General features: G+C 68.2%; 12 protein-coding genes. 5 read left to right on the top strand and 7 right to left on the bottom strand.

Features of this window, described 5'->3' with window-relative positions:
- Positions 1-26 precede the first annotated feature (26 nt).
- Positions 27-3,578: a sensor histidine kinase gene (locus tag C0R07_RS02700; RefSeq protein WP_102788128.1), complete on the top strand. Its 3,552-nt coding sequence runs from the start codon at positions 27-29 to the stop codon at positions 3,576-3,578.
- A 58-nt stretch (positions 3,579-3,636) separates the two neighbouring features.
- Here C0R07_RS02700 and mdtD read toward each other — a convergent pair whose 3' ends face one another.
- The 5 genes from mdtD to C0R07_RS02675 all read right to left on the bottom strand — a co-directional run bounded on the left by mdtD (position 3,637) and on the right by C0R07_RS02675 (position 8,331).
- Complete coding sequence (gene mdtD / locus C0R07_RS02695; RefSeq protein WP_070425714.1) at positions 3,637-5,040, bottom strand: multidrug transporter subunit MdtD; 1,404 nt, start codon at positions 5,038-5,040, stop codon at positions 3,637-3,639.
- Between the two features lie 184 nt (positions 5,041-5,224).
- Entirely contained in the window at positions 5,225-6,298 is a 1,074-nt protein-coding gene (gene hemE / locus C0R07_RS02690) for a uroporphyrinogen decarboxylase (RefSeq protein ID WP_102788127.1), read from the bottom strand.
- 61 nt (positions 6,299-6,359) lie between these two features.
- Positions 6,360-6,611 carry a WGR domain-containing protein gene (locus C0R07_RS02685; RefSeq protein ID WP_070471362.1) on the bottom strand — a complete coding sequence of 84 codons (252 nt, stop codon included), beginning with the start codon at positions 6,609-6,611 and terminating at the stop codon, positions 6,360-6,362.
- Between the two features lie 71 nt (positions 6,612-6,682).
- Positions 6,683-7,792: a 3-dehydroquinate synthase gene (gene aroB, locus C0R07_RS02680; protein WP_046272697.1), complete on the bottom strand. Its 1,110-nt coding sequence runs from the start codon at positions 7,790-7,792 to the stop codon at positions 6,683-6,685.
- Positions 7,789-8,331 (bottom strand): shikimate kinase, encoded by a 543-nt coding sequence (locus C0R07_RS02675; protein WP_070425711.1) that lies wholly within the window; start codon positions 8,329-8,331, stop codon positions 7,789-7,791. The genes aroB and C0R07_RS02675 overlap by 4 nt, the downstream gene beginning before the upstream one ends.
- Positions 8,332-8,426: 95 nt before the next feature.
- On the opposite strand from C0R07_RS02675, the gene C0R07_RS02670 reads away from it, so the two are divergent.
- Entirely contained in the window at positions 8,427-8,630 is a 204-nt protein-coding gene (locus C0R07_RS02670; protein WP_019186071.1) for a dodecin family protein, read from the top strand.
- Positions 8,631-8,657: 27 nt separating this feature from the next.
- Here the strand turns inward: C0R07_RS02670 and C0R07_RS02665 are convergent, their stop codons facing one another.
- On the bottom strand, positions 8,658-9,485 hold the full coding sequence (locus C0R07_RS02665) for a kinase (protein WP_070471364.1): 828 nt from the start codon (positions 9,483-9,485) through the stop codon (positions 8,658-8,660).
- Positions 9,486-9,526: 41 nt separating this feature from the next.
- Here C0R07_RS02665 and pdxH point away from each other — a divergent pair, with 41 nt between their 5' ends.
- Positions 9,527-10,126 (top strand): pyridoxamine 5'-phosphate oxidase, encoded by a 600-nt coding sequence (gene pdxH, locus C0R07_RS02660; RefSeq protein WP_070471366.1) that lies wholly within the window; start codon positions 9,527-9,529, stop codon positions 10,124-10,126.
- Here the strand turns inward: pdxH and prpR are convergent, their stop codons facing one another.
- Entirely contained in the window at positions 10,127-11,749 is a 1,623-nt protein-coding gene (gene prpR, locus C0R07_RS02655) for a propionate catabolism operon regulatory protein PrpR (RefSeq protein ID WP_102788126.1), read from the bottom strand.
- Positions 11,750-11,906: 157 nt separating this feature from the next.
- Between prpR and prpB the strand changes: the two genes are divergently transcribed.
- Both prpB and prpC read left to right on the top strand, forming a co-directional pair.
- Positions 11,907-12,797, top strand: a complete 891-nt coding sequence (gene prpB / locus C0R07_RS02650; protein ID WP_070425708.1) for a methylisocitrate lyase — start codon at positions 11,907-11,909, stop codon at positions 12,795-12,797.
- A gap of 28 nt (positions 12,798-12,825) precedes the next feature.
- Entirely contained in the window at positions 12,826-13,983 is a 1,158-nt protein-coding gene (gene prpC / locus C0R07_RS02645) for a bifunctional 2-methylcitrate synthase/citrate synthase (RefSeq protein ID WP_102788125.1), read from the top strand.
- The last annotated feature ends 21 nt before the right edge of the window (positions 13,984-14,004 follow it).

The following is a 14,004-nucleotide window of genomic DNA, read 5'->3' as shown; positions in this document are numbered from 1 at the left end:
ATCGAGGGACAGACCCGGGAGAGCCATTGGTGTTGCGTGTGCTGTGGCCGTTGCTGATCGGCCTGTGTGTGCTCTGGCCGGCGCTTGCGTCGGCCCAGCCGGTACCGCCGACGCCGCGGCAGCTCACCGTGTTCGATGGCCTGCCATCCAACACCGTCAATCGCATGGCCGAGGATCGCTACGGCTATCTGTGGATTGCCACCAATGATGGCCTGGCCCGTTACGACGGCCGCAACTACCGCATCTGGCGTGCCGAGGACGGCCTGCGCGACAACCACGTCTGGAGCGTCCACGTGGATGCGCGTAATCAGCTGTGGATCGGTACAGAGAACGCCGGCCTGGCGATGATGTCGGCCGATCGCCGCGAGATCCGCTTCTACGATCGCGACAGCCATCCGGAAATCGGCAGCAACACGATCTGGAGCGTGGCGTCCACCCCGGACGGTGCGATCTGGTTCGGCACTTACCAGGGCGGCCTGCACCGGCTGGAGCGTGATGGCACGCTGACCCGCTTCATGCCCGAGCCGGGCAACCCGCGCAGCCTGCCGGCGGCATCGGTCGGCAATCTGGCCACCACCCTGGATGGCACCTTGTGGATCGGATCCAAAGCCGGCCTGGCGCGCTGGACCGGACACGATTTCGAACCGGTGCCCAGTGCCCAGTTGTCGGCGCGCGTCATCAACGGCCTCACCGCCGAGGCCGATGGCAGCCTGTGGATCAGCAGCAATGTCGGGGTGGCGGTGCGCCGCCCGGATGGCCGCTTCGAACCGGCGCCCTGGGTCGTTGCCGATGGCGATCAGATCCTGGGCATGATGTTGCGCGACGAGCAGGGCGGGTATTGGCTGGACACCCGCTCGGGCCTGGGCCGTGCGATGGACGGCCAGTTCCAGCAGGTGCCACTGTACAGCGCGATCGCGCGCGGGCAGGTGCGGCCGAACTGGACCGGCGCTTACGAAGATCGCGAGGGCGGCATCTGGCTGGCCAGCACCAACGGCGGCCTGTGGCATCTGCTGCCGCGATGGTGGCAGTTCTCGGTGCTGTCGCGCCTGGAAGATGACCCGGCCTCGCTGCGCAATGCGTATGTGCTGGGCATGGGCGCGGCCGCCGACGGCGGTGTGTGGACGGTGGGCACGCACGGCGCCCTGGACAAGTTCGACCCGGTCAGCGGGAAAATCGAACAGCACCGGACCTGGGTGGACGGCACGCAATGGCTGCAGTCGGTGCTGGAGGATCCGCGAGGGCAGGTCTGGATCGGCTCCTGGGACGCGCTGCTGCGCTATGACCCCCGGCAGAAGCGGATGCGGCGCTGGGGAAGCGACGCGGCGGTGGACGCCACGATGGAGGGCGCGATCGAATCATTGGCGCTGTGCGACGGGCAGCGCCTGTGGACAGCGTCGGCCACCGGGCTGCAGCAGCGCGATCTCGATGGGCGCGTCCTGCATCGCATCGCGCTGGGCCACGCTGGATTGAGCGCGGGCCAGAACGCGCTCGATATCCGGTGCGGTCCCCAGGACCGCCTGTGGGTGGCCACCGGGCAGGGACTGCTGCAGTGGGTCGCGGCGCGCGCGCGTTTCGAGCCGCTGCCCGGTGGCCCCGCGGCGAGCGTGCATGCGATGGCGCTGGCCGGCGATGACAGTGTCTGGCTTTCCGAGGAAGGCAAGCTCTCGCACTACGGCTGGCAGGGCGATCGGCTGACCCTGCAGGAAGTGATCGGCAGCAGTGCCGGCTACCCCGCGATCACCGCCACCGGTCTGGTGGTGGACCGGCAGGGGGTGGTCTGGGCAGCGAATGCACGCGGCCTGGTGCGTGTCGATCCGGACGCCGGCAGCGTGCGCCAGTACGGCGTCCATGATGGCCTGCCCAGCCAGGAATTCCGCCGCCGCACGCTGACGCTGACCCCGAGTGGTCGCATCGTGGGTGGCACGCCGGCCGGCGTGGTGGTGTTCGATCCGGCACAGGTCAAGCCGGCGACGCGACGCGCGCCCCTGGTGATCGAGCGGGTCGAGGTGCGCCGTGGCGAGCGTGTCCTGGACCTGACCCATGCGGTGCCGCTGGACATCGCCGACGGCGACCGCGACCTGCGGATCGTCGCGCGGCTGCTGTCCTTCGCCGATTCCACCTCGAACAACTACCGTTACCGGCTGGCCGGCTACGACCCGGATTGGGTGGAAGTGGGACCCGGCGGCGAACGTCTGTTCTCGCGCCTGCCGCCGGGCCGCTACCGGCTGGAAGTGCAGGCCCGCTCGGCCGACCACATCTGGTCGCGGGTGCAGGTGCTGGAGTTCCGGGTGCTGCCGCCGTGGTGGCGGAGCCTGTCGGGCCTGCTGCTGCTGACCTCGGCCGTGTTGCTGCTGCTCAGTCTGTTCGCCTGGTTGTACCGGCGCCGGCTGCAGCGCCGGCATGCGTACCAGCTGGCCCTGCAGAAGCAGGAACTGGCCGAGCAGGCTTCGGCGGCCAAGACCCGTTTCCTCGCGAACCTGGGCCATGAGGTGCGCACGCCGATGACCGGGGTGCTGGGCATGAGCGAGCTGCTCTTGTCCTCGCCATTGAACCCCAAGCAGCGTGGCTATACCGAGTCGATCCGCCACGCCGGCGAGCACCTGCTGCATCTGGTCAACGACGCGCTGGACCTGGCCCGGATCGAGTCGGGGCGCCTGGAACTGCAGGCGCAGCCGTTCCAGCTGCAGCGACCGATCGACGATGTCTGTGCGTTGATGGCCGCGCTGGCCGGGCAGAAGGGGCTGCGGTTCGTGGTCGACAACACCTTGCCGGCCGGCACCCGCACGGTCGGTGACGAGCTGCGCGTGCGCCAGATCCTGCTGAACCTGCTGGGCAACGCCGTCAAGTTCACCAGCCACGGCGAAGTACGGTTGACGTTGCGCGCGATCACGGCCGGCCGCGGGTTGCACATCGAGGTATCCGATACCGGGCCGGGCATCAGCACCGATCAGCAGGAGCGATTGTTCCGCCGCTTCGAGCAGGCCGATGGCGCCCGCACCGCCGCGCAGTACGGGGGCAGCGGGCTGGGCCTGGCGATCTGCCGCGAACTGGCACTGGCGATGCAGGGGCAGATCGGCGTGCAGAGCCAGCTCGGCGTGGGAACGCGTTTCACGGTGACCCTGCCGTTGCCCCTGGAGCAGGGAACCACCGGCGTGCCGGGTGCGGCCGAGGGCGAGCAGTGGGTGTTGCCGCCACTGCGCATCCTGCTGGTGGAGGACGATCTGACCGTGGCCGAGGTGGTCAGCGGCCTGCTGTCGGCGCGTGGCCACCAGGTGGTGCATGCCGAGCACGCGTTGTCGGCGCTGCGCGAGGTCAGCGAGGCGCCGTTCGAAGTGGTGCTGATGGATCTGGATCTGCCCGGGCTGGGCGGCATCGCATTGGCTGAGCATCTGCGCAGCCAAGGGTTCGAGATGCCGCTGATCGCGGTCACGGCGCGCACCGATCCATCGATCGAGCAGCAGGCCCGCGACGCAGGCTTCGATGCCTTCCTGCGCAAGCCGGTCACCGGCGATCTGCTGGTGGAGGCGATCGCGCGGGTGCTGCACGCTCCCGGTAGCAGCGGACCGTTGGTCCGCTGACGGTCCCTATAGCTGACCGCAGACCGCAGACCGCAGACCGCAGGACGTCTGCCCGCGGTTACTCGGCGACTTCCTCGACATCGCGCGGCGAGGGCCGCGTGTCCGGCAGCTGCCAGAAGATCAGCGTGGAGGTCAGGGTAATGGCGCCGACGCAGACGAAGGTGGCGTGCAGCGCGGCCGTCGCGCCGTGCGACGCATCGAGATGATTGAACGCGGCCAGCAGGCTGCCGGCCGCGGCCGCACCGAAACCGGTCGCGAGCATCATCACCATCGAAAGAAGACTGTTGCCGGCACTGGCGAAGTCGCGGTCCAGATCGCGCAGGGTCACGGTGTTCATCACGGTGAACTGTAGTGAATTGACCGCACCGAACAGGGCCAGCTGGATGATGCGGATCCACAGCGGCTGGCCGGGCGTCATGAAGATGAAACTGGCCATCGCCAGGCCGACCAGCACGGTGTTGACCATCAGCACGCGGCGGTAGCCGAAGCGCTCGACGAGCTTGACCGCGTAGCGCTTGGAGACCATGCCCGCCGCAGCGACCGGGATCATCAACAGGCCGGCCTTCATCGGGCTCATGCCCATGCCGACCTGCAGCAGCAGTGGAATCAGCAGCGGCATGGCGCTGCTGCCGATGCGTGAGAACAGATTGCCGAGGATGCCGATGCGGTAGCTGGGCACGTGGAACAGTGCCAGCGAGAACAGCGGTGCCGTGGAGTTGGCGGCGTGCAGCCAGTAACCGACGAGGGCGGCCAGGCCGGCGACGGTCATGAGCATGACCAGTGCATGCGGGGTGGCCATGCCGGAGATGCCGTCCAGCGCGAGGGACAGTACGACCATGCCGAAGGCAAGCATGAGGTAGCCGGCGATGTCGAAGCGGGTGCGGTGTTCGGCGTAGTGGTCCGGCATGATCTTCATCGCCGCGACGTAGCCGATGATGCCGATCGGGAGGTTGATCAGGAACACCCAGTGCCAGGAGGCGACTTCGACCAGCCAGCCACCGAGGGTCGGGCCGATCAGGGGGCCGATCAGGGCGGGGATGGCGATGAAACTCATCGCGCGAAGGAATTCTTCGCGCGAGACGGAGCGCATGACGGCCAGGCGCCCGACCGGCAGCAGCATGGCGCCGCCGATGCCCTGCAGGACGCGCGCACCGACGAGCTGGTGCAGGGTCTGGGCGAGAGCGCAGGCGAGCGAGCCGAGAGTGAACAGGATGATCGCGACGAGGAAAGTGCGTCGTGTGCCGAAGCGGTCGGCGATCCAGCCGGAGGCGGGGATGAAGGTGGCGACGGCCAGGGCGTAGCTGAAGACGACGGACTGCATCTGCAGCGGGCTTTCGCCGAGGCTGCGGGCCATGGCGGGCAATGCGGTGTTGACGATGGTGGAGTCCAGCATCTGCATGAAGATGGCCAGCGATACGAGCCACAACAGGGGCCGGATCGAGGCGTAGCTGCTGGTCGTCATGGTGCGGGGCCTTCGTCAACGAGGGCGATATGATCGCCGATGTGGGATCAGGGTGTGGTCAAGAGCCGAAGCCGAAGCATTGGGGCGTGCAACAACGAAAGCACGCGTCCTGGGTGCAGAACGCGTGCTTCGTCGGCCGTGCCCGTGTAGTGCCGGCCGCTGGCCGGCTACCTGCCGATGGCGATCAGCGTCGGCTCAAACGATGTACGGCTTCCACAAGCACCTGCACGTGCTCGGGATTCATGTCCGGGGACATGCCGTGGCCGAGGTTGAAGACCTGGCCTTCGCGGGAGCCGCCGTTGCCTTGGGCGTAGCTGTCGAGCACTTGCCCGGCGGCGCGTTCGATGGCGGCCGGATTGCCGTAGAGCGTGGTCGGGTCGAGGTTGCCCTGGAGGGCGACGCGGCCGCCCGTGCGGGCGACGGCGTCGGCGAGGTCCAGGGTCCAGTCCACGCCGAGCGCGTCGGCGCCGGTGTCGGCCAGGGCGCCGAGGTGCAGGCCGGTGCCTTTGCCGAACAGGATCAGCGGGGTGCGGTCGCTGCCTTCACCGCGTTCGAGTTCCTGGGCGATGCGGGTCAGGTAACGCAGGGAGAATTCGCGGTACATGGTCGGGCTGAGTACCCCGCCCCAGGTGTCGAAGACCTGCAGGACCTGGGCGCCAGCCGCGCGCTGGGCGGCGAGGTAGGCGATCACCGCATCGGTGACGACCGAGAGCAGCTGGTGCAGGGCGGCCGGTTCGTTCAGGGCCATCGCCTTGATACGGGCGAAGTCCTTGCTGCCGCCGCCTTCAACCATGTAGCAGGCCAGCGTCCACGGGCTGCCGGAGAAGCCGATCAGGGGCACGCTGCCGTCCAGTTCGCGGCGGATCACGCGCACGGCGTCCATCACGTAGCGCAGTTCGGTTTCCATGTCCGGCACGGCCAGTCTGGCGATGGCGGCCGCGTCGCGGACGGGGTGGCGGAACTTCGGGCCTTCGCCTTCGACGAAATACAGCTCCAGGCCCATCGCATCGGGGATGGTCAGGATGTCCGAGAACAGGATCGCCGCGTCGAGGTCGAAGCGGCGCAGCGGCTGCAGGGTGACTTCGCAGGCGATGTCCGGGTTCTTGGCCATCGCCAGGAAGCTGCCGGCCTTGGCGCGGGTGGCGCGGTACTCGGGCAGGTAACGACCGGCCTGGCGCATCAGCCAGACGGGGGTGCAGTCCACCGGTTCGCGGCGCAGGGCGCGCAGCAGGCGATCATGGCGGGAGGGGCTGGTCACGGAACGCTTCCTTGGGATCTGGTGGCGCGGGGCCGAATGGGGTCAGTGCGGCGGTGGCCGCTCAGTGCGGCGCGTCGCTGCTGGTGTAGGTCACTTCGTAGCCGCGGTGCAGGTGCGCATCGCGTGCCTTTTCGAACGCGGCCAGCGCCACGTCTTCCTGCAGGTACAGCTCGCGGCGCAGTTGCCCGCGCCCGCCGATCGGGCCGGACTCCAGCAGCAGCTCCCAGCCGCCGAACAGGTCCGGTTGCAGGGTGAGCTGGAGATAGCGGGCCGGATCGGCACCGCGGGGATGTTGGTGCAGGAAGACGCGCATGCCCCGATTGTAGCCGTGAACGCCGGAGGCGGCCGTCAGCAACGGGGCAGGTGCGGCGGAACGTCGCACGCTCAGCCGGCGGCCAGCACGCGCAGCACGTCGGCCTCGTCGACGTCGGCGACGACTTCGGCGCGGCCGATGCCACGCCACAGCACCAGTCGCAACCGGCCGGCGACATTCTTCTTGTCCAGCCGCATCCGGGCCAGCAGCGCCTCCGGCGCCAGGCCGGCCGGAATGGCCACCGGCAGTTCGTAGCGCAGCAGCAGCTCGCGCAGCTGCTCGGTGTCTGCCTCCTCGCTCATGCCCAGCTGGGCCGACAGGCGCGCGGCCAGCACCATGCCGACCGCGACCGCTTCGCCGTGGTTGAGGTTGTCGTTGCCCGGCGCGCCGTAGCCCTGTTCGGTCTCGATCGCGTGGCCGAAGGTATGGCCGAGGTTGAGCAGGGCGCGTTCGCCCTTTTCCAGCGGATCGCGCGCGACGATCTCGGCCTTGTGCTCGCAGCTGCGCGCGATGGCCTGGGCCAGCGCGGTGTCATCGCCGGCCAGCAGCGCGGCATGCTCGGCCTGCAGCCACTGGAAGAACAGCGGATCGCGGATCGCGCCGTACTTGATCACTTCGGCCAGGCCGGCGCGCAGTTCGCGGGGCGGCAGGGTGCGCAGGGCGGCGGTATCGGCGATGACGGCGCGCGGCGGGTGGAACGCCCCGACCAGGTTCTTGCCTTCGGGGATGTCCACCGCGGTTTTGCCGCCGACCGAGGAATCGACCATTGCCAGCAGCGAGGTCGGCAGCTGCACGCAGTCCACGCCGCGCATCCAGCAGGCCGCGGCGAAGCCGGCCAGATCACCGGCCACGCCACCGCCGAGGGCCATTACGCAGGCATCGCGGGTGGCGCCGAGGGCGGCCAGGGCGGTGATCGCATCGCCGAAGTGGGCCAGGGTCTTGGAGGCTTCGCCGGCCGGCAGCACCAGCTCGCCGATCAGCAGGTCCGGGCGCGTGGCCAGCAGCGCCGCCTTCACCCCTGCCAGGTAAAGCGGGGCGACCGAGGAGTCGCTGAGCAGCAGCACGTGGCGGCCACGCACATGGCGGGCCAGCAGTTCTCCCTGGCCAAGCAGGCCGGGGCCGATGTGGATGGTGTAGGGGGTGTCGCCGCTGACGGCAACGGTACGCGGGGCGGGGGTCATTCGGGAGTTTCCTGTCGCTGCCACTGCGCGGCCAGGCGCAGCACCAGCTGCGCAGTGGCCTCGGCGGGCGTGTAGAGATCGGTATCCAGCGTGAGGTCGGCCAGGCCCTGGTAGAGCGGATCGCGGGCGGCGGCCATTTCGTGCAGCACCTGCTCGCGGTCCGGGCGCTGCAGCAGCGGGCGGCCGCGGTCGCGGGCCAGCCGCTCCAGCTGGGCCGGCACGCTGACCCGCAGGTAGACCACGAAGCCGCGCCGGGCGATGGCCGCGCGGTTGTCCGGGTCCAGCACGGCGCCCCCCCCGGTGGAGATCAACTGGCCATGGCCGTCCAGCAGAGCGTGCAGGACCTGGCGTTCGTGCTGGCGGAACCCGGCTTCCCCAGCGAGTTCGAAGATCGCCGGAATGCTGGCCCCGGTGCTGTCCACGATGGCCTGGTCGGCATCCACGAAGTCCAGCGTGAAGCGCTCGGCCAGCCGGCGCCCGATGCAGGTTTTGCCGGCGCCCATCGGGCCAATCAGGATCAGGTTCGGAGCGGGATTCATTACCCTCGATCCTAACATCTCCGTGCCATCGCCTTTACGCGGCGGCCCCCATGGTGGGCGGGTGCGGACTGTCCCGCGCGACACCGGAGCGAACCATGTCTGTCGCCAAGATCATCGAGATCAACGCCTCGTCCAAGACCAGCGTCGAAGACGCCGTGCGCAGCGGCCTGAAGAAGGTCTCCGAGACGGTCAAAGGCATCCAGGGCGCCTGGATCAATGAAACCAAGGTGGTGACCGATGGCGAAGGCAACATCACCGAGTGGCGGGTGAACCTGCGCGTGACCTTCCTGGTCAGCTGATCGCCGCGGGCTCGGCTCCGGCGCCGGTCAGCGCGTGGCGACGATCCGGCGCTGCTCGTCCAGCGCGATCACCTTGTCCGCCCGTTCCGGCAGGGTGCGCAGGGCCTGGCGGCTGACCCGTTCGTAGTACTGCACGAACCGCTCCAGCTGGGCGCGGCTCATGCTGCTGCGGTCGGGTTGGGCGGCCTGCAGGTTCTGCTCCTGCTGCCAGCGCCAGCGCGGGATCACCGAGAAATCCGGCGGCTGCAGGAACCACAGCCGGTCGCACCGCTGCCACAGCGCGGGGTACTGCTCGGCCAGTGCCTGATTGCACCAGCGCCGCCAGCGGCCATCCACATCGGCCTCGCGCTCGAGTGCATTGAGCGGTGGCTCCAATTCGGCCTCACCCTGCGCGGGCGTGCCAAGGAACCAGCCTTCGAACACCAGCAGGTCGAGGGGACCGTCGATGCGTGTCCAGTCTTTCTCGGGCAGGCGCTCGTCAGCGAGCTTGTCGAACCGGGGCAAGGCGACCGGCCCACCAGCGGCGACCGCGTCCAGCGTGGCATGGGCCAAGGCCAGATCGTGGGTGCCTGGCGGGCCGCGGGTCAGCAGCAGCGGGTGGACCTGCCGCGCCAGGCGTTGGCGCTGGGCACGGGTCAGGTAGACATCATCGATGGAAAGCATGGCCGCGCGCAGGCCGCGCGTTTCCGCCAGCGCCACGACCTGGGCGGCCAGCGTCGATTTGCCACTCCCCTGCAGGCCGCTGATCGCCAATACTGGGATGGCCGCACCGAAGCTCAATGCGTCATCCAGCGCCTGCGCGACCAGCGCATCCGGAAAACCTTTTGTCGGGGGCATGTACGCAGGTGCAGGCATGCAGCGACAATAAACCCAAACCGCGTGACAAGAAAACCGCCATGACCGATCTGTATGCCGAAGCGTTGTCCACCTTTGCCGGGCTGTTTGAAGAAGCCAGGGCGAGCCGGGAAGTCGAACCCAATGCGATGACGGTGGCCACGGCCGACCAGAACCGCCAGCCTTCGGCGCGCACGGTGCTGCTCAAGGCGTTCGACGAACGCGGTTTCGTGTTCTACACCCACCTGGACAGCCACAAGGGCCGTGAGCTGCAGGCCAATCCGCAGGCCGCGCTGCTGTTCCTGTGGCGCAGCCTGCGCGAGGCCGGCATCCAGGTGCGCATCGAAGGGCGGGTGGAGCAGGTCAGCGATGCCGAGGCTGATGCGTACTTCGCCTCGCGCCCGCGCATGAGCCAGATTGGCGCGTGGGCATCGCTGCAATCGAAGACGCTGGCCTCACGCGAGGAGTTCGATGCACGCGTGGCGACCACCGAGGCCAGCTTCGACGGCCGCGATGTGCCGCGCCCGGACGGCTGGAGCGGCCTGCGCGTGGTGCCGCAGCGGATCGAGTTCTGGTACGGCGCGCAGTTCCGCCTGCACGAGCGCTGGTGCTATGAGGTCGGCGCCGATGGCCAGTGGAGCAAGCGGATGCTGTTCCCGTAATCACCCTGGCGTCGCCTCGCGCAGCCATCGCCACAGCGTGGTCCGCGAAACCCCCAGCTGTGCGCAGGCCTGCTCGCGGTTGCCGCCGCAGTCGGCCAGCAGTTGCTGTAGTGCGTCCGCATCCGGCCGCGCCGCCGTTGCAGCGGTGAGTGCCCCGGGTGGGGTGGTGGCTCGGCTCGCGGGCACGGTGTGCACTGCATGCAGCTCCGGCAGCCAGTGCAGCATCTGCGGCAACGACAGCTCACCCGGCTGCTGCTGCCAGTGGATGCGCAGCCGGTCCACCATGTTGCGAAGTTCACGTACATTGCCGGGCCACGGGTAGTCGCGCAGCCGCGCCAGTGCCTCGGCGGACAGCGGCGCGTCCGTACCGGCGAGCTGCCGGAAGAAGTGGCTCACCAGCAAGGGGACATCCTCTCGCCGTTCGTGCAGCATCGGCAGCGCGATGCGCAGTGCGGCCAGGCGGTAGTAGAGATCGCGGCGGAAACGTTGTGTGTCCACCAGCGATTCCAGCGTCTGCAGGGTGGCGGCGACCACGCGTACGTCCACCGGCGTCGGCTCGGTGGCGCCCACGCGCAACACTTCGCGCTCTTCCAGAACGCGCAGCAACCGGGTCTGCAGCGGCAACGGCAGTTCGCCGATTTCATCCAGGAACAGGGTGCCGCCGTCGGCCGCTTCCACCAGGCCCACGCGACCGCCGCGGCGGGCGCCGGTGAACGCCCCTTCGTTGTAACCGAACAGCTCGGCTTCAAGCAGGGATTCGCTGATCGCCCCGCAGTTCAGCGCGACGAAGCGGCCACGCCGGCCGCTGGCGCTGTGCAGTTGCCGGGCCACCAGTTCCTTGCCGGTGCCGGTGGCGCCGGTGATCAGCACCGTGCTGTCGTAGGGCGCATACAGTGCGATGTGCTCGCGCACCTGCTGCATCGCGGCACTGTCGCCGAGCAGGGCATGGTCGGCATCGCGTCGCTTGGGCGGTGCCCGCCGCCGCAACGAGGACGCACCGGAGCGGGCCAGGGTCTGGGTCAGCTCCAGCGCATGTTCGAAGGCCTGTCGTACCGAGTCGGCCGAGTACAGCAGCACGCCGGGCAGCCCGACCTGCTCGGCATGGTCGATCGCCATGCCGGTGCCGACGATGACCTCGATGCCATTGGCGCGCATGTCCGCGATGCAGTCGCGCGCGTCCTCGCGGGTGACGAAGCGGCGATGCTCGATGTCCAGCCCGAAGCTGTGCTGGAAACTGCCGAAGGTCGGCACATCGGTGGCATGGGTGACCAGGCCGATCCTGGGGGCGATCCGGCGTGCGCGCGCCAGCGCTTCCATCAGGTCGAAGCCGTTGGCCTGGATCGGGACCAGCGGCACCTCCAGCCGGCTGCGCAGGTAGGCCGCATTCGAGCCGCCGGCGATCACCACGTCGCAGTGTTCGCGGCGCAGGCGCTGGCCGATCACATCCACCGCCTCCTCGAAGCCGAGGTTGATGGGCACGATGCGGGCGCGGCGGTCGAACTCCGGGATCACATCGCCGAGCAGGCCGGTCAAGCGCGACACGCTGACCGTCCAGATCACCGGCAGCTGGCCGGCCTCCGGATCAGACAGGCGGGAGCGGTGGCGGGGCAGGCTGATCGACATGGGCGTGTTTCAGTGTTTCAGTTCCAGCCATGTTACAGGTGTTTCAATGTTTCAAGGTGAAACATCCTCGTCCCGGTGTTGAATCAATGAAATCAGTTACTTGCGAGCTGGCACGGCCCTTGTGCTTATCCACCGGTCAACCACGATGGAATGCCGCATGAGCACCCCTGTTTCCTCCGCTGGCGCCCGTTTCCGCGCCGCACTGGCCGCCGAATCCCCGTTGCAGGTGATCGGTGCAATCAACGCCAACCACGCGCTGCTGGCCAAGCGTGCCGGTTACCGGGCCATCTACCTGTCCGGCGGCGGCGTCGCGGCCGGCTCGCTGGGCCTGCCGGACCTGGGCATCAACACGCTGGAAGACGTGCTGATCGACGTGCGCCGCATCACCGATGTGTGCGACCTGCCGCTGATGGTGGACATCGACACCGGGTTCGGCCCGAGCGCTTTCAACATCGCGCGCACCGTCAAGTCGCTGATCAAGGCCGGCGCGGCTGCCTGCCATATCGAAGACCAGGTCGGCGCCAAGCGCTGCGGTCACCGGCCGGGCAAGGAGATCGTGTCGCAGGGGGAGATGGTGGACCGGGTCAAGGCCGCCGCCGATGCCAAGACCGATCCGGACTTCTTCCTGATCGCGCGCACCGATGCCATCCAGGTGGACGGTGTGGATGCCGCGATCGAGCGCGCCATCGCCTGCGTCGAGGCCGGTGCCGACGGCATCTTCGCCGAGGCAGCCTACGATCTGGACACCTATCGCCGTTTCGTCGATGCGGTGAAGGTGCCGGTGCTGGCCAACATCACCGAGTTCGGTGCCACGCCGCTGTTCAGCCGCGATGAACTGGCTTCGGCCGGCGTCGCCATCCAGCTGTTCCCGCTGTCCGCGTTCCGTGCTGCCAACAAGGCGGCCGAGAACGTGTATGAGACCATCCGCCGCGAGGGCCACCAGCGTAATGTGGTGGAGGCGATGCAGACCCGCGAGGAACTTTACGACCGTATCGGTTACCACGCCTTCGAGCAGCAGCTCGATGCGTTGTTCGCCGCCAAGAAGTAAGACCGCACACTAGTTTTCTGGAGGGATCATGAGCGACACCACTACCGCCCCCGGCTTCAAGCCGAAGAAATCCGTCGCCCTGTCGGGCACCGCCGCCGGCAACACCGCGCTGTGCACCGTCGGCCGCAGCGGCAACGACCTGCACTACCGCGGGTATGACATCGCCGATCTGGCCAACACCAGCGAGTTTGAGGAAATCGCGCATCTGCTGGTTCACGGCAAACTGCCGACCCGCGCCGAGCTGGTGGCCTACAAGACCAAGCTGAAGTCGCTGCGGGGCATCCCGGCCGCGGTCAAGGCCGCGCTGGAAGAACTGCCGCCGTCGGCGCACCCGATGGACGTGATGCGCACCGGCGTCTCCGTGCTGGGCTGCGTGTCGCCGGAGAAGGATGACCACAACCATCCGGGCGCGCGCGACATCGCCGACAAGCTGATGGCCTGCCTGGGCTCGATGCTGCTGTACTGGTACCACTGGAGCCACAACGGTCGTGCGATCGACGTGGAAACCGACGATGACTCCATCGGTGGTCACTTCCTGCACCTGCTGCACGGTGAGAAGCCGCAGGATTCGTGGGTCAAGGCGATGCACACCTCGCTGATCCTGTACGCCGAGCACGAGTTCAACGCCTCCACCTTCGCCTGCCGTGTCATCGCCGGCACCGGCAGCGACATGTACAGTGCGATCACCGGCGGTATCGGTGCCCTGCGCGGTCCCAAGCACGGCGGCGCCAATGAAGTGGCCTTCGAAGTGCAGAAGCGCTACGACAGCCCGGATGATGCCGAGGCCGACATCAAGGCCCGCGTGGAGCGCAAGGAAGTCGTGATCGGTTTCGGCCACCCGGTCTATACCGTCAGCGACCCGCGCAACAACATCATCAAGGAGGTCGCGCGCGACCTGTCCGCCGAGCAGCAGAACGTCAAGATGTACGACATCGCCGAGCGTCTGGAATCGGTGATGTGGGAAATCAAGAAGATGTTCCCGAACGTGGATTGGTTCAGCGCGGTCAGCTACCACATGATGGGCGTGCCGACGGCGATGTTCACCCCGCTGTTCGTAATCGCGCGTACCTCCGGTTGGAGCGCGCACATCATCGAACAGCGCATCGACGGCAAGATCATCCGCCCGAGTGCGAACTACACCGGCCCGGAAGACCAGGCCTTCGTGCCGATCGACCAGCGCAAGTAAGACCGACGTACCGCACCCGTT

This window comes from Stenotrophomonas bentonitica, assembly GCF_002887735.1.
Taxonomy (GTDB): Bacteria; Pseudomonadota; Gammaproteobacteria; order Xanthomonadales; family Xanthomonadaceae; genus Stenotrophomonas; species Stenotrophomonas bentonitica_A.
This window is presented reverse-complemented; position numbering and strand designations above follow the sequence as displayed.

What these genes read in the sequence shown, in the direction of transcription:
- mdtD (WP_070425714.1), bottom strand. Translation starts at nt 5,040, where the DNA reads ATGACGACCAGCAGCTACGCCTCGATCCGGCCCCTGTTGTGGCTCGTA.
- C0R07_RS02675 (WP_070425711.1), bottom strand. Translation starts at nt 8,331, where the DNA reads ATGAATCCCGCTCCGAACCTGATCCTGATTGGCCCGATGGGCGCCGGC.
- prpR (WP_102788126.1), bottom strand. Translation starts at nt 11,749, where the DNA reads ATGTCGATCAGCCTGCCCCGCCACCGCTCCCGCCTGTCTGATCCGGAG.
- C0R07_RS02665 (WP_070471364.1), bottom strand. Translation starts at nt 9,485, where the DNA reads ATGCCTGCACCTGCGTACATGCCCCCGACAAAAGGTTTTCCGGATGCG.
- pdxH (WP_070471366.1), top strand. Translation starts at nt 9,527, where the DNA reads ATGACCGATCTGTATGCCGAAGCGTTGTCCACCTTTGCCGGGCTGTTT.
- C0R07_RS02670 (WP_019186071.1), top strand. Translation starts at nt 8,427, where the DNA reads ATGTCTGTCGCCAAGATCATCGAGATCAACGCCTCGTCCAAGACCAGC.
- C0R07_RS02685 (WP_070471362.1), bottom strand. Translation starts at nt 6,611, where the DNA reads ATGCGCGTCTTCCTGCACCAACATCCCCGCGGTGCCGATCCGGCCCGC.
- prpB (WP_070425708.1), top strand. Translation starts at nt 11,907, where the DNA reads ATGAGCACCCCTGTTTCCTCCGCTGGCGCCCGTTTCCGCGCCGCACTG.
- aroB (WP_046272697.1), bottom strand. Translation starts at nt 7,792, where the DNA reads ATGACCCCCGCCCCGCGTACCGTTGCCGTCAGCGGCGACACCCCCTAC.
- prpC (WP_102788125.1), top strand. Translation starts at nt 12,826, where the DNA reads ATGAGCGACACCACTACCGCCCCCGGCTTCAAGCCGAAGAAATCCGTC.